General features: G+C 37.0%; 15 protein-coding genes. 3 read left to right on the top strand and 12 right to left on the bottom strand.

Going from position 1 to position 18,025, the window contains the following annotated elements; translation table 11 throughout:
- Positions 1–31: 31 nt before the first annotated feature.
- The 5 genes from thrB to trxB all read right to left on the bottom strand — a co-directional run bounded on the left by thrB (position 32) and on the right by trxB (position 5,476).
- Entirely contained in the window at positions 32–907 is an 876-nt protein-coding gene (gene thrB / locus ACFO3L_RS08270) for a homoserine kinase (RefSeq protein WP_379965841.1), read from the bottom strand.
- On the bottom strand, positions 897–2,183 hold the full coding sequence (locus ACFO3L_RS08275) for a homoserine dehydrogenase (RefSeq protein WP_379965844.1): 1,287 nt from the start codon (positions 2,181–2,183) through the stop codon (positions 897–899). The genes thrB and ACFO3L_RS08275 overlap by 11 nt, the downstream gene beginning before the upstream one ends.
- A gap of 122 nt (positions 2,184–2,305) precedes the next feature.
- The gene (locus tag ACFO3L_RS08280; protein WP_379965847.1) at positions 2,306–2,599 is read right to left on the bottom strand and encodes an ArsR/SmtB family transcription factor; all 294 of its coding nucleotides are present in this window, start codon (positions 2,597–2,599) and stop codon (positions 2,306–2,308) included.
- 64 nt (positions 2,600–2,663) lie between these two features.
- A complete protein-coding gene (locus tag ACFO3L_RS08285; protein ID WP_379965850.1) occupies positions 2,664–4,400 on the bottom strand; it encodes a phospho-sugar mutase in 1,737 nt (578 codons plus the stop codon).
- A gap of 161 nt (positions 4,401–4,561) precedes the next feature.
- Positions 4,562–5,476, bottom strand: coding sequence for a thioredoxin-disulfide reductase (trxB, locus tag ACFO3L_RS08290; RefSeq protein WP_379965853.1), 915 nt, complete (start codon positions 5,474–5,476; stop codon positions 4,562–4,564).
- A 177-nt stretch (positions 5,477–5,653) separates the two neighbouring features.
- Here trxB and ACFO3L_RS08295 point away from each other — a divergent pair, with 177 nt between their 5' ends.
- Together ACFO3L_RS08295 and ACFO3L_RS08300 are read left to right on the top strand one after the other, a co-directional pair.
- Positions 5,654–7,033 carry an MATE family efflux transporter gene (locus ACFO3L_RS08295; protein ID WP_379965856.1) on the top strand — a complete coding sequence of 460 codons (1,380 nt, stop codon included), beginning with the start codon at positions 5,654–5,656 and terminating at the stop codon, positions 7,031–7,033.
- 88 nt (positions 7,034–7,121) lie between these two features.
- Positions 7,122–7,595 carry a glutathione peroxidase gene (locus ACFO3L_RS08300; RefSeq protein WP_379965859.1) on the top strand — a complete coding sequence of 158 codons (474 nt, stop codon included), beginning with the start codon at positions 7,122–7,124 and terminating at the stop codon, positions 7,593–7,595.
- A gap of 63 nt (positions 7,596–7,658) precedes the next feature.
- Here the strand turns inward: ACFO3L_RS08300 and ACFO3L_RS08305 are convergent, their stop codons facing one another.
- The 6 genes from ACFO3L_RS08305 to tyrS all read right to left on the bottom strand — a co-directional run bounded on the left by ACFO3L_RS08305 (position 7,659) and on the right by tyrS (position 14,936).
- Positions 7,659–9,443, bottom strand: coding sequence for an ABC transporter ATP-binding protein (locus tag ACFO3L_RS08305; RefSeq protein ID WP_379965883.1), 1,785 nt, complete (start codon positions 9,441–9,443; stop codon positions 7,659–7,661).
- The gene (locus tag ACFO3L_RS08310) at positions 9,440–11,191 is read right to left on the bottom strand and encodes an ABC transporter ATP-binding protein (RefSeq protein WP_379965862.1); all 1,752 of its coding nucleotides are present in this window, start codon (positions 11,189–11,191) and stop codon (positions 9,440–9,442) included. Before ACFO3L_RS08310 ends, ACFO3L_RS08305 begins: the two co-directional genes overlap by 4 nt.
- A 165-nt stretch (positions 11,192–11,356) precedes the next feature.
- Positions 11,357–11,572 (bottom strand): YneF family protein, encoded by a 216-nt coding sequence (locus ACFO3L_RS08315; RefSeq protein ID WP_379965865.1) that lies wholly within the window; start codon positions 11,570–11,572, stop codon positions 11,357–11,359.
- A gap of 131 nt (positions 11,573–11,703) precedes the next feature.
- Positions 11,704–12,597 (bottom strand): deoxyribonuclease IV, encoded by an 894-nt coding sequence (locus ACFO3L_RS08320; RefSeq protein ID WP_379965868.1) that lies wholly within the window; start codon positions 12,595–12,597, stop codon positions 11,704–11,706.
- A 78-nt stretch (positions 12,598–12,675) separates the two neighbouring features.
- Positions 12,676–13,581 carry an AEC family transporter gene (locus ACFO3L_RS08325; protein WP_379965871.1) on the bottom strand — a complete coding sequence of 302 codons (906 nt, stop codon included), beginning with the start codon at positions 13,579–13,581 and terminating at the stop codon, positions 12,676–12,678.
- Positions 13,582–13,673: 92 nt separating this feature from the next.
- On the bottom strand, positions 13,674–14,936 hold the full coding sequence (gene tyrS, locus ACFO3L_RS08330) for a tyrosine--tRNA ligase (protein WP_379965874.1): 1,263 nt from the start codon (positions 14,934–14,936) through the stop codon (positions 13,674–13,676).
- A gap of 147 nt (positions 14,937–15,083) precedes the next feature.
- Here tyrS and ACFO3L_RS08335 point away from each other — a divergent pair, with 147 nt between their 5' ends.
- Complete coding sequence (locus ACFO3L_RS08335; RefSeq protein WP_379965886.1) at positions 15,084–17,531, top strand: transglycosylase domain-containing protein; 2,448 nt, start codon at positions 15,084–15,086, stop codon at positions 17,529–17,531.
- A 70-nt stretch (positions 17,532–17,601) separates the two neighbouring features.
- Here ACFO3L_RS08335 and ACFO3L_RS08340 read toward each other — a convergent pair whose 3' ends face one another.
- Positions 17,602–17,991, bottom strand: a complete 390-nt coding sequence (locus ACFO3L_RS08340; RefSeq protein ID WP_379965877.1) for a transposase — start codon at positions 17,989–17,991, stop codon at positions 17,602–17,604.
- Between the last annotated feature and the right edge of the window lie 34 nt (positions 17,992–18,025).

Genomic DNA, 18,025 nt, shown 5'->3' on the forward strand with positions numbered 1-18,025 from the left:
ATTGTTAGACGGGCTAGTTGAGTATTTTTAATTAAAACACTTGGATTCCTTCACGATCAATTGTTAACTGTTCAATTCGTGCAGTTGCATCTAAATTTTTTAGTGATTGCATCACTGTAGCAGTTTTTTCCTCTGGTGATAAAATTAATACGGTTGGTCCGGCACCACTCAAGAAGCATCCGTACGCCTCTTGATCTTTACAAATTTGGCGAATCGAGGCTAAATGTGGTACAAATTTTTGACGATAGCGCTCATGCCAGCGATCTTCTTGCATCATTTTAGCTGCTAGGGGTAAATTCCCTTGAATTAATGCTGCAATCATCACATTAGCAATGGCACTAGCTTCAACAGCATCACGATATGAAAACGACTCAGGCAATACTTCACGGCTTTCTACGGTTAATAATTCTTGATTCGGAATGAAAGCAATAATATCACCTTCTGGGAAATAATGCTTAACAAAACTGACATTATCTTTTTTCTTCTCTGAAAAATAACAAGCGACTACAAAATCACCACAGATTGCTGGTGCAACATTGTCAGGATGACCTTCCATTCTTGTCGCAATTTCAACTTTTTCTTGTTGCGATAAATTCAGCTGCCCTAAACGATTGGCTAATTCAATTCCAGCTACGATTACAGATGAACTGCTTCCTAAGCCACGAGCTAAAGGAATGCTAGAACTCATCTTGATTTTTTGTGGTTCTAAATCTGGTGCAAGTATCAATGCTGTTTCAATCATTAAATTGGTTGCATCACTTGGAACTTCGGGTCCTAAATCATGAATAATTTCCCATTGCTCACTTGGCTCGATTACTTCAATGAACAAATACAGCGATAATGCAATCCCGCATGAATCAAATCCAGGTCCTAAATTGGCACTTGTTGCCGGTACTCTAATTTTCATTGAAATCCCCCATTACTCCTAATTGCCCTTGAATCATTCCTTGTGTTGCTAATTTCGTAAGTAACGTTTGATAATCCGTCGGTGTTAAATGATTAACAATTAGGCTCAAACGATTATTCTTCGTATCAATTGCTTTATAAACCACGCGATAACCTTGCTCAACTAAACCTTTCACAAATTCTTCAGTTTCAATAGCTGATGTCACTAGGCTAACACTAATAAAATAATTTTCTTTTACATTTTCACGATTGACTAGTGGAGCGTTTGCTACTTTTCGATTAAATGGCGCAAAATCTTGTTTACCTTGCGTACGATCGGCAATTTCGACTAAGTCGGCTAAGACACTTGTAGCCGTTGGTAATGCACCGGCACCTGGCCCGTAAAGTAACGATTGTCCAATACCTTGGCTTTCAATAAAGACACCATTATATTCATTTTTAATCATTGCTAATGGATGATTTTTAGCAACTAGAACTGGCGACACACTTGCTGTTACGCCTTCACCGACTTGTTTCACTTCACCAATTAACTTCACTTCATAACCAAGTGATTGCGCAACTTTAACATCCGCTGCCTGAACATTGCGAATCCCTTGAATTGCTAAATCTGTTACTTTTAATTCCGCACCAAAAGCAAATGCGCCTAAAATAATCATTTTATAGGCGGCGTCAATGCCATCAACATCGTTCGTTGGGTCTGATTCTGCAAAACCTAAATTCTGCGCTTGCTCAAGCGCTGTTTGATAATCGAGCTGGTCTTCCATCATCTTGGTCAACATATAGTTTGTTGTCCCATTGACAATTCCTTTAACACTCGTAATGGAATCCGCTGCATAACTCGTTGCTAACGGTCGAAGCAACGGTATTCCGCCACCGACACTTGCTTCATAGTAAAAGCCAACATTTTGTGCCTTTGCTACTTCAATTATTTCTTGACCATGCTGTGCGATTAAATCTTTATTCGCAGTGACAACATGCTTACCGTTTTTTAGAGCAGTCAAAATATATTCTTTTGCTGGTGAGATACGGCCAATTAGTTCAATGACAATATCGATTTCAGCGTTCTCAGTAATATCTTCAAGTTTTGTCGTCAATTCAAACCCATGCGTGTTCGCAAATGCCGCTTTTTCTACTGGATCTAAGACAAGTGCTTTAGCAATCGTCAGTTTGACACCTGTTTCTTCTTCGATTTGTTTTTGTTGTGCAGCCAATCGTTCAACAACACCTGTTGCGACAACGCCTAATCCAAGTAACCCAATTTTCATTTCTTTCTTCATACGTTCTCCTATCTAACATTTTTATTAAAAAAATATCACCAAATTTTAATAATCATGTCTAATATATCAAAGATTCAAGCAAAAAAAAAGAGGCTCTGATAACTTCCTCTTTTTTTATCCATTTAATGACGAATATGTTCGAGAGTTTGTTCTAAAATATCAAAAACGTGATCATCATCAAGCTGATAAAAGACTGTTTTTCCTTCTTTTCTAGAACGAACCATCCGATTGTCTTTTAACATTTTTAATTGATGCGAAACAGCTGACTGTTCCATATGGACACTTTCAGCGATTGAAGTTACATTTCGTTCACCTTGTTCAAGCGCTAATAAAATCTTTAATCGTGTTTTATCACTTAACAATTTAAAAATTCGACTAATTTGATCCATTTCTTGAAGTGTCGGTAGATTTTCCATCATGTCCTCCATGGAGAATAAGAGGGATAGCTATCTCTCTTATTCTATTTTTAGTAATTAAAGACTATTCTGCCGCAACAGTGATCTCATTAATCGCTGCTTCTAATGCAACGATTTTGGCATCGGCCTCTTCCTGACTGTCTCCTTTAACCCCAATATAGAATTTAATTTTAGGTTCTGTTCCAGAAGGACGAACAGCAATCCAACTACCATCAGCTAAGACATATTTCAAGACATCAGAAGGTGGTGTCGTCAAGACTTCCATTGTACCATCTGACTTAATTTTAGTTAATTCTTTAAAATCCTCTGTTTCAACAACTGCAACACAAGCAAAATCCGTTGGTTGTTTTTCACGGAACGCTTTCATTAAGCTTCCGATTTTAGCCGAACCTTCTTGACCACTCATTGTTACAGAAATCGTCTTTTCAGCGTAATAGCCATATTGATCAAAGATCATTTGTAATGCATCAAACAATGTCTTGTTTTGTTTTTTGTAGTAAGCTGCGACCTCAGCAAAAATAACTAACGCTTGAATGGCATCTTTATCGCGAACAAATGGTTTTACTAAGTAGCCATAGCTCTCTTCAAAACCAAACATAAAGGTTTGTGATTGGTCTTCTTCAAATTGTTGAATTTTTTCAGCAATGAATTTAAACCCAGTTAAAACGTTAAGCATTTTCACATCATAACTTTCAGCAATTGCTGTTGGTAATTCACTGGAAACAATCGATTTTAAAACTGCAGCATTTTTAGGTAATGTTCCCGCTGAGCGATGTGCTTCTAGAATATAGTGAATTAAGATGGCGCCAATTTGATTCCCACTTAGCACTTGATATTTCCCATCTGGCATCCGAATCGCTGCTCCCAAACGGTCAGCATCTGGATCTGTTGCCAATAATAAATCGGCTCCTTCTGCTTCACCTAAACGAATGGCATACTCAAAAGCCGAAGCCTCTTCTGGATTTGGTGATTTTACGGTGCTAAAATCGGGATCTGGTTGACCTTGACTCGGTTCAATCACGAATTTTTTAAAACCTGCTTGTGTTAATGCGCGTTCACCTAGCATTTTACCTGCACCATGTAAAGGCGTGTAAACAAGCTTTAACTCATCGCCCATTTCATCAATTAATGCTTGATTAATGGTGACTGTTTTTACTTCTTTTAAGTATGCTTGATCGACTTCTTCGCCAATAAATGTAATTAATTCTTTGGCCAACGCTTGGTCTTCTGTTAATACAGGAATTTCTAATGGATTTTCGACACTACGTACAAATGCGGTTACCGCTGCAGCATCGGCAGGAGGCATTTGTCCACCATCTTCACCATAAATTTTATAGCCATTATATTCTGAAGGATTATGCGAAGCGGTAATCATAATTCCAGTAAAAGTTTTTAAATAACGTACGGCAAAAGATAATTCTGGTGTCGGACGTAACGTATCAAAAACAAAAGCTGGAATATCATGATAAGCTAATGTTCGTGCTGCTTCTAAGGCAAATTCACGTGAAAAATGACGTGAATCAAACGCAATGGCCACACCACGTTTTTTTGTTGCCTCATCCTGTGTCTCCATAAAACGAGCTAGCCCTTCTGTTGCTTGACGTACCGTATAAATATTCATACGATTAATGCCTGGTCCTAAAATCCCGCGCATCCCCGCTGTTCCAAATTCTAATGGAGCGTAAAATGCTTCTTCCAGTGCTTTCGGTTGATGAGCTAATAAATTTAGTTGTTCTTTCAAATTTTCCTCTAAGTCAACAAAATTCGCCCATTGTTCATATGTATTCGTCCAAGATGTCATTTGAATCCCCTCTTTCAAAAAAATTTCACTTTGAATAAGTATACCATTATTACCTTTAGACGAAAAGTGCTTGTCTCGTTTCTATTTAGGAAAGATTCACTGATATTTTAAGACAAAAAACGATGAGGACATCATACGCCTCATCGCTTCTTTCAGATTTCTTATTTTTGTTCTTCAATATAAGCAAATGCTTGTTGTCCAGCGATACTACCATCACCGACTGCAGTTGTGATTTGACGTAATGTTTTTTCACGTACATCGCCAACAGCGTAAACCCCTGGAATTGCTGTACGCATTTCATCATCAGTTACAATCCAACCTTCTTGATTGGTAATGCCATTACCTTTAAACGCTTCCGTTAAAGGATCTAATCCCACATAAATGAAAATGCCACCAGCTTTTTCCTCATGAACTTCTTCCGTTTTAACATTACGAATAATCGCACCCGACATCATCATATTATCTCCTACGATTTCTTCAACAACCGAATCCCAAATAAACGAGATTTTGGGATTGGCAAAAGCCCGATCTTGAATTACTTTTTGCGCACGCAATTCATCACGACGGTGAACAATAACGACCTCATCGGCAAATTGTGTTAAGAAGATGGCTTCTTCGACTGCAGAATCGCCACCACCAATCACTAGTAACTTACGATTACGGAAAAATGCCCCATCACAAACCGCACAATAAGAAACACCGCGACCAGCGAATTCATTTTCACCTTTCACACCTAAATGTCGGTGCTCGCATCCTGTAGCAACAATCACTGTTTTAGCTTGGAATGTCTCACTATCGGTTACAACTTCCTTATAATCTCCGAAATCTTTTAACTCTTGAACAATACCATAGGCATGTTGTGTACCAAATTTTTCCAACGGTGCATACATTTTTTCTGCTAAATCAGGCCCCATGATACGATCGAATCCTGGATAATTTTCAACTTCTGCCGTATTATTTAACTGGCCACCAGGTGCGCCTCTTTCAAGTAATAATACTGATAAATTTGAGCGTGAAGCATAAAGCGCAGCAGTCATTCCTGCTGGTCCTGCTCCGATAACAATGACATCTAACATAAAAAATTGACTTCCTTTCCATCCGTCTAACTAACTTACAATCTATGCCATTCTTAAGCATCTGTCTAATTTTCTGCTCAAGGCACTTTTTACCTTCAAAAATGCTTGACTTTCTGAATGAATCTTGTAGAATTGCCAAGACATTACAAATAATAACTATAAGAGAGGGAGTTCATTTTGGCAAGAAAAAAAATACTTACAATTTCCGATCGTGAGTTAATCTTTCTAAGTTGGCCGATTTTTGTCGAATTATTTTTACGAGTTGTAATCGGTAATATCAACGTTTGGATGATTTCACATTATTCAGAGCCGGCAGTTGCTTCTGTTGGTGCGGCAAATCAACTATTAAACTTAATGGTCTTTGTTTATGGCTTTATTACGATTGGAACCCAAATTATCATTGCCCAATATATCGGAGCCAAAAGACAACATGAAATTAAAAACGTCATCAATACTGCACTATTCGGCGCAATTGCCATCGGTCTATTGATTAGTCTATTCTTTTTATTTTACTCTGAGCACTTATTAGCATTTATGAATTTAGACGCCGAATTGATTACAATTGGAAAAGGCTATTTACAAATTTTTGGGGGTAGCTTGATTATTTCAGCAATTACTGCCGTTATCATCGCTGTCTTAAGAACCCATGGACACACGGCACCGGCTTTACTCGTTCCGATGTCAGCCAGTATTTTATCTGTTATCGGAAATTACTTTGTCCTATATCAACCTTTTGGTTTACCTAGTTTTGGTGTGACCGGTTTAGCTTATTCAAGTGTTTTTGGTAATAGTATCGGCTTAATTATTTCTATTTATCTATTGAAACGTTATATTGGTTTTTCGATCTTCTCTTTACGGATCAAGAAAATTTCTATGCCTATTTTAAAATCGATTTTAACTTACGGTTTGCCTTCGTCTGGTGAATCACTGTCTTATCAAGGTGCGCAAGTTGTTGTCACTATGATTGTTGCATCACTTGGTTCGAGTGTTTTGATTGCTAAATCATATATTAGCGCCATTACCCAATTCGTTTACTTAATTGCCTCAGCGATTAGTCAAGGAAACCAAATTATGATTGGTCGTAACGTTGGTGCCGGTGAATTTGACCGCGCATCGAAACGCGGTATGCGAACAACTATTATCGGTGTCGTTGTTACGTTAGTTATTTGTATTTTGACATTTATTTTCATTGAACCAATTATGGGAATCTTCACTTCGAATGAAGACGTCATAAAAATCGCTCGTGAAGTTTTCCTAGTTGAGATTGTATTAGAAACAATGCGCGCAATCAATATGATTTTAGTCGGTTCATTGAATGCTAGTGGTGATGTTAAATTCCCATTGATTTGTAGTATTCTTGTTCTTTGGGTCATTAGTTTACCGTTTTCTTATTCACTTGCTATCTGGGCAGGCATGGGCTTAGTCGGCGTATGGCTTGCATATGCGATTGATGAAGCTTTACGTGCTATTTTAATGTTTAAGCGTTGGCGTTCGGGAGTTTGGAAAAGTAAGTCCGTTATCCATCAGGAGCCTTCAATGGAAGAAATTCCTGCTTAAATTTGACGACTTAGTTAACCGCCAAGTCGTTTTTTTGTCAACTTTTCTAATTATTGCGTATACTTAGTTAAAAGGAGCTGAAGTAAATATGTCAATCTATTCGTTCAATGCCACGTTGGAAAACGGGCAAACGTATTCACTAGAAAAATATCATGGTAAAATCATCATAATTGTTAACACAGCAACAAAATGTGGTTTAGCGCCTCAATTTGAAGGTTTAGAAGCGATTTATCGAGAATACGAGTCACAAGGATTAGTTATTTTAGGATTTCCTTCGAATCAATTTAAGCAAGAACTAGGAACAGGTACTGAAGCTGCTGAAGCTTGTCGTCTGACCCACGGTGTCACCTTCCCAATGCATGAACTCACGGTCGTTAACGGTTCCAACGCTGATCCTTTATACAAATACTTAAAAAAACATGCCCCTGGTTTCTTAAATGATGAAATTAAATGGAACTTCACAAAATTTATCATTAATCAAAATGGTGAGGTCGTTGAACGCTTCGCCCCAAAAGACGAACCAAGTGCCATGATTCCAACGATTAAAAAATTACTGGCGTAAAATAAAAAAATGACACTTAAAGGCAATCCTAATTGTGCCTTAAGTGTCATTTTTATTTTGGAATTAAACTTCACTGCTTTGTAACTTATACATATCCGCGTATAAACCTTCAATTGCTAATAGTTCCTCATGCGTGCCTTTTTCAACGATATTTCCCTTATCAAGCACTAGGATAGTATTAGCATCGCGAATCGTTGACAATCGATGAGCAATCGCAATCGTTGTTCGCCCTTGACGCATATTGGCTAGACCTAACTGAATTAAACTTTCTGTTTCAGTATCAATATTCGCAGTTGCTTCATCTAAAACTAGGATTTTGGGATTGGTAACCATTGTTCGAGCAAATGAAACAAGTTGGCGTTGTCCACTTGAATAACTAGCGCCACGTTCAATTACTTTCGCCTGATACGTTCCGGGTAAACTTTCAATAAAGCGGTCAGCTTGGACAAATTTTGCCGCAGCAACAACTTCCTCATCGCTAATTTTAGTATTTAGCAAACGAATATTATCCGCAATATTTCCATAGAACATAAAGGCATCTTGCAAGACCAGCCCCATTTTTTGACGAAGCTCCTCCAATGAAAAATCACGAATGTCTTGATCATCAATCAAGATTTGACCTTGACCGAATTCGTAAAAACGCATCAAGACGTTGATAATTGAACTTTTCCCACTTCCAGTATGACCAACTAAAGCCACCGTTTCTCCTGGTTTCGCGACAAAAGAAATGTTTTTAAGGACATCTGTTTTGCCATCATAAGAGAATGTTACATTACGAAACTCAATTTTCCCTTTTAAAATTTGTTGGTTAGCTCCGGGGTTTTGTTGTGGCGTGTATTCTGTTTCGTCCATAATTTTTAAAACACGACTTCCAGCCACCACACCATCTGTAAACGTACTTAAAAAATCCATCATTTGGGTCATTGGATTAAAGAATGCTTGAACATACGTCGCAAATGCATAAATTAAACCGACTTCAACCGGCGAGCTCAGTGCATTAATCCCAAAAGCCGTTAAGGCAAACCCTAAAGCAAACGTATAAAGTAAACTAATAATTGGTCCTAACAACAATGAATTCATTTTAATCATCGCATAACGCGTTGCTAAATACTCATCATTTGTTTTTTCAAACTCTTTAACAAAGCGTTTTTCTTGGCGGAATTGTTGAATTATTTGCATTCCTGAAATCGATTCATTTAATTTTGTATTTAACTGACTCAATTTCTCACGCATTTGTCGATAGACCCGTGAACTAAATCGTTGATAGTACCAAATGACAAAACCTAAAATGGGTAGGAAAAATAAAATACCCGTCGCAATTTGTTGGTTAATTTGAAACATGGCAACAAATGATGAAATGACCGCTAATATACCGGTTAAGACCGTTAAAAAGACGTGCCAAAATTCAAAAAGTGTTTCCGTGTCATTTGAAACACGCGAAACAATCGAACCAGCCGGTGTCTGATCAAAATAACGCATCCCTAGTGTGTGTAATTTTTCAAATAGCTTCACTCGAATATTTTGATAGCTACGTAATGAAGCGGATGAATATAAGTACCATTGAAAGAACCAAATGACCGCTTTTAAGATTGTCCCTAGTAAGTACAACATGGCAAAGAATAAAATAATTTGGACGGTCGCTGTTTGATTCGTTAAATAACGGTCAATTAATGTTTGTAAGATTCGCGGTAAAAAAGCATTGATCGTCGCTAAAGCCATAGCAAATAAAATTGCGACAATAAAAGTGTTTCTAAAAGGTTTGGCATAGACAAACAAACGTTTAATTACTTTTAACTGTTCTTTAAAAGTCATTGACTTTGCCCATTCTGATTGTGGCTTTTGCATTATTGGTCGCCTCCTTCTATTTTTGCTTCTAATTGTTGTTTTTCCCACATTTTTTGGTACCAACCCTTAGCTGCCAATAGCTGTTCATGAGTCCCACGTTCAGTAATTCGTCCCTCATCGAGAACTAAAATTTCTTGAGCATGCATCACACTACTTAAACGATGAGCCGTAATGATCGTTGTTTTATTTTGGCGATGCTGTTTTAATTTTGACAAAATTCCCTCTTCTGTTTTTGCATCAACAGCAGATAAAGCATCATCTAAAATAAGCAACTCCGGATTTGTAATCAAAGCTCTAGCGATCGAAATCCGTTGCTTTTGACCGCCTGATAAGGAAACGCCACGCTCGCCAACCATCGTTTCATAACCTTCTGTAAACTGCTCAATGTCTTGATGAATTGCAGCTAAATCGGCTGCTTCTTCAACTTTTTCTTGTGATAACATTGGATCGGAAAAACGAATATTATCAGCAATATTCATTGAGAATAAGAAATGATCTTGTGGAACATAGCCAATCGATTGCAGTAAGGCATCAAGTGTATAATGCTTTATATCATCTTTATCGAAGGTAATATTGCCTTCATAATTGTCATATTCACGCATTAATAATTTCAACAAGGTTGTCTTACCTGCACCGGTTTTTCCAACAATTCCTAAAACATCGCCTTCATTAATTGTGACATTGATATTTTTTAGTGCTGCAACTTCAGCATTTGGATAAATAAATGCTTCAATATCAATTGAAATCGAACCTTTTGCGGGTGATTTACGCGCATTAAAGGTCTCCACAATATGAGTTTTTTCTCTTAGTAAATCGGAAACTCGGTCGTAACTAGCATTTCCACGTTCAAGTACGTTAAATAAACGTCCAATCGCAAACATCGGCCAGACAAGCATACCAATATAGCTAACAAAAGTAACTAGTTGTCCAACAGTCACAACGTCTTTCAGAATAAATTGTCCTCCGACAATCATAGTTAAGACGTAAGACAGACCGATAATTATTGTAATCGTTGGATCAAACAATGCTTCTAAAAAGTTTACTCGGCCATTTTTTTTAATCGCTTGATTCACTTTTGTATTAAATTCTGCAATATCTTCTTTTTCTTGACCAAAGGTTTTAATCACTTTCATCCCAGTAATACTCTCTTGAGCTTTATCATTAATATCTGAAAAGGCCGCTTGTGAACTTCTGAAAGCATTGTGTAATTTAGAACCTAACACACGCGAAGCAACCGCTAATAATGGTAACGGAATCAGGGCAATCAATGTTAAACGCCAGTCAACAAAAATAATCATCGCAATGATTGTCATTCCACCGGTAATAATCGAATCAGCGAAAGTTAGAATTCCCGCCCCCGCAACGTTTTGAATGGCTGACAAGTCATTGGTCGCATGAGCCATCAAATCGCCTGTACGAAACTTTTGATAAAACAAGTGATCCATTTGTGTAAAATGTTGAAATAGTTGGCGACGTAAGCTGCGCTCTAAACGAGCCGCACTTCCCCAGATATTCGTGCGCCAAATAAAACGAAAGGTATACTGAGCAACAGCTGATAATAATAATAAACCAACCCATAATAAAACCGAGTTTAAATCGACACGATCTTCTGCAATTTTATCAATAATAATACCAATTACTTTAGGTGGTACAAGTTGAACAATAGCAACAACCATTAATGAAAGAACTCCAATGATATAGTGCTTTTTTTCTTCTTTAAAAAACCAACCTAATTTCCTAAAAATAGACATATTTCTCCTCCTTATTTTCTTAATAAGTCTCGGTGATAAGGCACCTCCCAAGAATGAAAGTACCATTCTTTGGGTGGTTTTTTCTTATCACTCGATTCAAAACGTAAAAAATAATAACCTTTGCACAAAAAAACGGGCTCTCTTAGCCCGTTCATTTAAAAATCTTTAGTTTTGATTTTTCATTTGTTGTAGCATTTGACGAATCTTTTTCTCAGATGGTTTTTGACCCATTGACATCATCATAGTGCGTAACATATCTTCATTGATTGGTGGATTTTTCTTTAAGTAATCTTTCATGTATTTACGTGCTAAGAAGAATCCTCCAATTGCACCCAATGCTGCTCCAATTACTAAAAATAAAATAGCTAATCCTACGTTCATAGTAACACTCCTTCCTTAAAGGTACCCTCAAGGAAACATTTTACTAGAAATCAAATCAAAAGAAAAGTCCTTCCCAAGACTTTTCCAAAAGAAACGGAATTATTCAGTTGTTTATGATGATTTTACGTTCATTAATCTTGCATTTCAATTTTTTCTAACAAATTCCCATCGAAAACACCACTTTGAAGCATCGCAATTTCGAATTTATATGGTGCCTTTTTATTTTTCTTATCTTCACCAACATAAGGTGTTTCTAATATTTTAGGAATCGTTACAAGTTGTGGATGATGAACGACTTTATTTAGCGCCTCAAAACCAATCTCACCAAAGCCAATATTGGCATGGCGGTCCTTTTTAGCCCCTTGAATATTTTTCGAATCATTAACATGAACCACTTTCAAACGATCCAAGCCAATAATTTTATCAAATTCATTTAAGATACCGTCAAAGTCTTCACGAACATTGTAGCCAGCATCATGGATATGACACGTGTCTAAAGTCACGGACAATTTATCATTCAACGTAACACCTTCAATTATCTGAGCTAATTCTTCAAATGAACGACCCACTTCAGTCCCTTTTCCTGCCATTGTTTCTAGCGCAATTTGCGGAATTTGATCATTCGTTAAGACCTCATTTAACCCTTTAATAATTTGAGTAATCCCAGCATCAGCTCCTGCTCCAACGTGCGCACCTGGATGCATTGTGATTTGTGTCGCACCAAGTGCTTGTGCACGCATAATTTCTTCTCTTAAAAATTGTGTTGCAAAACCAAAATTCTCTGGTTTAATTGTATTGCCTAAATTAATAATATAAGGTGCATGAACGACCATATTACTCATGCCGTGGGCTTTCATAAATTCAAGACCGGCTTCAATATTCATTTCTTCCACAGCCTTGCGACGCGTATTTTGCGGTGCTCCTGTATAAATCATAAAAGTAGTCGCTTGATAGCTAGCCGCTTCTTCGGCCGCTCCTAACAACATTTTTTTCCCACTCATCGATACGTGTGATCCAATTAACATCTATTTTCCTCCTAAAAATAATCCTAATTCTGAGTATGAAGGATTGCTACAAAAATAACAATTCTTTTGCTTGTCTTATCAATGGAAAATAAGTAAAACTAAAGTCATCAAAGGCAAACTGACTAAAAAACTGATTGAAGCAGCAAAACCCAAGACCTCTTCTTTCACACCTGAAACAACCGCCAACATAATACTAAACAATGGAATCGGTGTTAATGCCAGTAAACTGAGCATTGATTTTGTTAAATTATCAAGTGGAGAAAAAGCAATTAATGTGATCATGATCGCTCCTAATCCGTAACGTAATAATAATACTTCAACGACTTCCTTAATAGAATCCTTTGGTAAACGAAACTCTAAATATAAACCAATCATAAACATCGATAAAAAAACGTTGGAAGCAGCCGCTGGTTGAGCTAAAGTTAAAACAAATTCCGGCAAGCTCCATTCAAAATAGCGAATAATAAACATAATTAAGTAGCTCATAAATGGTACTGATTTGGCCAATTTAATCAAACTGCTTTTAATTTTAATTTTTTTTGAATCCCCAATCATTCGGTCGACAATAATTTTATTTGCTCCTGATAAAAGCAAATTATTTCCGACATCAAACATTGAAACGAGCGGAATACCTAATGGAGCGACACTTTGAACAAAAGGTAACGTGAAATTGCCAATATTAAACCCGGATGTCCCAAATAAAAATAAAACTTTTGATGTTCGCTCACGATGACGCGTGTAGCAAAAAGCAATCGTTAATTGCAACACAAACCACAAAAAACCCCCAATCGTAAATAAGAGCAACGTTTTTTCAATCGTGATTGTAGCAAAATTGACAATAATCACCGCTGGCAACGTGACATTCATAATGATTTGTGCAATCATCGTACCATCCGATTTGGTTAAAAATCCAATTCGTTTCATTATAAAACCTAAAAAAATCATAAAAAATAAACTAACAGACTGCCAAATAATTGCTGACATAAATTTCCTCTTCCTCTTTTTTCATCCTCTAAGTGAAAGAGAGGCAATGTCTTGGTGACAGTGCCTCAACTTTTATTAATTCCACTTTTTAATTAAAACTGTAATAAGTAATATTTTTTCTTACCGCGACGAATCACTGTAGAGTGTCCATCGATTTTATCACTGTCGCTAATCTCATATGTCAAATCTTGAACACGTTCACCATTAATATAAATGGCCCCATTTTGAATATCTTCGCGCGCTTGGCGTTTTGATGTTACAACTTTTGCGCTAATCAAGACTTCAACTAGATTTAACGAATCGTCTGCTTGAAACGTGTACGTTGGGACCCCTTTAAATCCTTGCTTGATTTCTTCGCCAGACAAGCCTTTGATTTCACCACTAAATAGTGCTTCTGAAATACGTAAAGCTTGTTCGTAAGCTTCGCTACCATGGACAAGTGTTGTTACTTCTTGAGCTAATGCTTTTTGAGCCACACGTTTTTCTGGTGCTGCAATAAATTCTGCTTCAATCGCTGCAATCTCATCTAAAGATAAGAAAGTAAAATATTTCAAGAATTTAATGGCATCACGATCATCAGTGTTAATCCAGAATTGGTAGAATTCGTATGGTGTCGTTTTCGTTGCATCTAACCAAACCGCATTTCCTTCTGTTTTACCGAATTTGGTACCGTCAGCTTTTGTAATTAAAGGCATTGTTAAGCCAAAACCTTGAACTTCTTTTTCACGACGTAACAATTCGATTCCTGAAGTAATATTCCCCCACTGATCGCTTCCGCCAAGTTGTAGTAAACAACCATGTGCTTCGTATAATTTTACAAAATCGTAAGCTTGTAGTAATTGATAAGCAAATTCTGTATATGAAATACCAGACTCAATTCGACGTTTGACACTTTCTTTACTCATCATATAGTTAATAGTAAAGTTTTTTCCGACATCACGTAAAAAATCGATTAAAAGCGTACTACCTAACCAATCGTAGTTATTAGCAATAATAGCCGGATTTTGTGCATCATCAAAATCAATAAAACGTGACAATTGATTTTTAATACTTTCAGACCAGTTTTTCACTGTATCCAATGTATTTAACTGACGCTCTTGATCTTTGAATGATGGATCTCCAATCATTCCTGTTCCACCGCCGACCAAGGCAATTGGCACATGACCATTTTGTTGAAAACGACGTAACATTAAAACAGGTAATAAATGTCCTATGTGTAAACTATCGGCTGTCGGATCAAATCCCACATACAGTTTAACTGACTCGTCATTTAATTGTTTCTCTAGTGCGACTTCATCGGTTGTTTGATGAATCAGTCCACGATCTTTTAATTCTTGAAAAAAACCTGATTGCATTTTTTTTCCTCCCAACAATTGATGTTCATTGATAATAGTAACTGAAAACATCTTGAAAGAAAAGGCTCTTTCGTAAATTTGGCACAATTATATCTATTCGATTTATTTTTTGTTATAATAGTAGGGATTCAAATTTTAAAAACTGAGGTGACAAATTTGCCGAAACCAACAAAAAAATTCAAAAGTTCTTCCCCTGGATGGTTTTATTTAAACGTTGGACTCCGGGTCGTTTACTCTGTTCTTCTAGTCGGTGTGTCTTTACTATTATTTGCTGGTGCATTAGGCGCTGGAATTGGTATTGGATATTTCACCTATCTCGTTGAAGATATTAAGCTACCTAATAAAAAAGAATTTCAACAAGATTTAGGCGATTTAACACAAACATCGAAAATCGTTTATGCTGATAATAGTCTTGTTTCAACAATTCAATCCGATTTATTACGAACCAATGTTAAGCATGAAGAAATTTCACCACTAATCATGACAGCCATCGTAGCAACCGAAGATGAATATTTCTATGAGCATAATGGTATTGTGCCAAAAGCAGTTTTACGGGCGCTTGCTTCTGAGGTAACGGGTTTTGGGAGTAGTGGTGGTTCAACCCTAACGCAACAACTTGTTAAACAACAAATCTTAACAAACGAAACCACTTTTGAACGAAAAGCCAATGAATTAATTTTGGCAACTGAAATTGAAAAACATTTTTCTAAAGAAGAGATTATTACGATGTATCTAAATGTCTCTCCTTTCGGGCGTAATAACCGTGGGCAAAATATTGCTGGTGTCAAAGAAGCCACTTTAGGTATCTTTGGATTGCAACCCGATAAAGTGAATTTACCGCAAGCGGCCTTTATTGCGGGATTACCACAGAGTCCCATTGTTTACAGTCCTTTTACAAATACCGGAGCATTAAAAGAAGAATCTGACCTATCATATGGCTTAAAACGAAAAGATTTTATCCTTTTTAGTATGTATCGTAATCATGATATTTCTAAAAAAGAATACGAAGAGGCACTTGCCTATGACCTAGTAGCTGATTTTAGAAAACAAGAATCTGCCACTAAAAATACACAAGACTATCTCTACCAAGCAATTATGGCTGAGGCTTCTAAAATTGTTTCAAAAAAACTAGCTGATGAGGATAAGATAACCGCTGAAAAATTTGCCGAAGAAGAAACAAATTTACTTTATATGGACAAAGCCCTTACTAAATTGGCCAATGGCGGTTATATAATCAAATCAACGATTGATAAAACTGTTTACAATGCAATGCAAAAAGCTGTGGCCGACTATGGTTCTTATCTAGATAATTGGTCTGGTGCAAGAATCGAAGTCGGAAACGTCCTAATGGATAACAAAACTGGGAAAGTTATTGGCTTTGTCGGCGGTCGTGAATACAAAAATAACCCTTATAACCATGCTTTTAGTTCCCATCGTCAAGCTGGTTCTGCGATTAAACCCGCTTTAGTTTACGCTCCGGCTATTGATCAAGGCATTATCGGTTCTGAGACACGTGTTTCTGACTACCCAACCAATTGGAAAAATGGCGCAGATGCTGGAAAACCAATCGTAAACGCAATAAATACTGGTTCAAAAACGTTCCGGACAGTTCGTGAAGCACTCGATCAATCTGATAACATTCCAGCTTATCATATTTATCAAGCGCTTTGGGATTTCATGGGTTCTCCCTCTGCTGTATATGACCAATATTTATCAAAAATGAATTATCCAAATGTATCAACATGGCAATATGAATCGGCTCCTTTAGGTGTTGCTGAAGTTACCACTTTACAACAAACCAATGGCTTCCAAACGATTGCCAATAATGGTGTCTATCACGAAGGCTACGTCATTGAATCGATTGTCGATTCTGAAGGTAAAGCATATTACCAACATGAAGCCCAGCCTGTTAAAGTCTTTTCAAAAACTGCAGCTTCTATTACAACTGATTTATTACGGACTGCATTAAATCGTGGGTTAACGACGAATTTTACCAGTCAATTAAGTAACCTTGATTGGAATCTAGGAAATTTAGATTGGATTGGCAAAACCGGAACAACCGATTTTAACGTTGACTCTTGGCTCGTCGCTTCTACCCCGACCATTACGTTAAGTAGCTGGTCTGGTCGTGAAGACAGCAAACCCTCTGATGAAGGAGCTGGACAACGAACCGCGACTTATATGGCTTACTTAGCCAATGCGATTTATCAAGCGAAACCAGATATTATGGGTGCAGGTCAAAGCTTTAAGATCGATCCTAGCGTTCGTCAAGATACTGTTTCTAAATTTACTGGAGTCAAACCAGGTGGAACGATGACCATTGATAATATTACATTTAATTCCCCTAGTGAAACCGTTACTTCTTATTGGGCTAAAAATGGTCCAGCTGATTTAAGTTTCCGTTTTGGAATTGGTGGTACAGATGCTAACTACGCTGATTACTGGCGTAAAGTTGTTCCTAAACCGAAACCTAAGCCAAAACCAGAAACGCCGAAAAAAGAAGAAAACAAAGACGATAAAAAAGAGGAAGAAAAAGAAAACGAAAAAGAAGAGACGAAACCTGAAGATAAAGAAGATGAGAAAGAAACGCCCTAGCTTATCTTAAAGAAAAGGCTCTGTGTCAAATGATGTGGATGACTAATATTTTGTTAAAATGAACTGTTATCTAGGCAGCGAAAACCATGGCGTTTTCGTTGCCTATTTTTTTATCCGAAAAACTTAATAGAATACGATCGCGATAATTATAAAAATTTCTGTAACCATAAGCAATTCGTTTAATCAGCTTGATTTTATTAATTGAACCTTCCAAAGAACCGTTGCTTAAGGTAGATTGGAAAGTATTTTTAATTCGTGGTAGGTGTTTCTTTAAGGTAAGAATGGACGTCTCCATACTAGGTGAAAGCTCGTGTTTTTTCGTCATCAAAATAAGGTCTTTAAACCCTTCATAATCGTTTTTCTTCGAACAATAAAGTAAGTCTTGATAAAGTTGATAGGTCTCTTTTAATTGAGAATTAAGGCTCAATCCTGAATAATTCATACTTTTAATTAAAACCATGTGAAACTGCCTCACGGCAGCTTACAATTACTTT

The sequence above is a fragment of the Enterococcus eurekensis genome, assembly GCF_042654605.1.
Lineage (GTDB): Bacteria > Bacillota > Bacilli > Lactobacillales > Enterococcaceae > Enterococcus_I > Enterococcus_I eurekensis.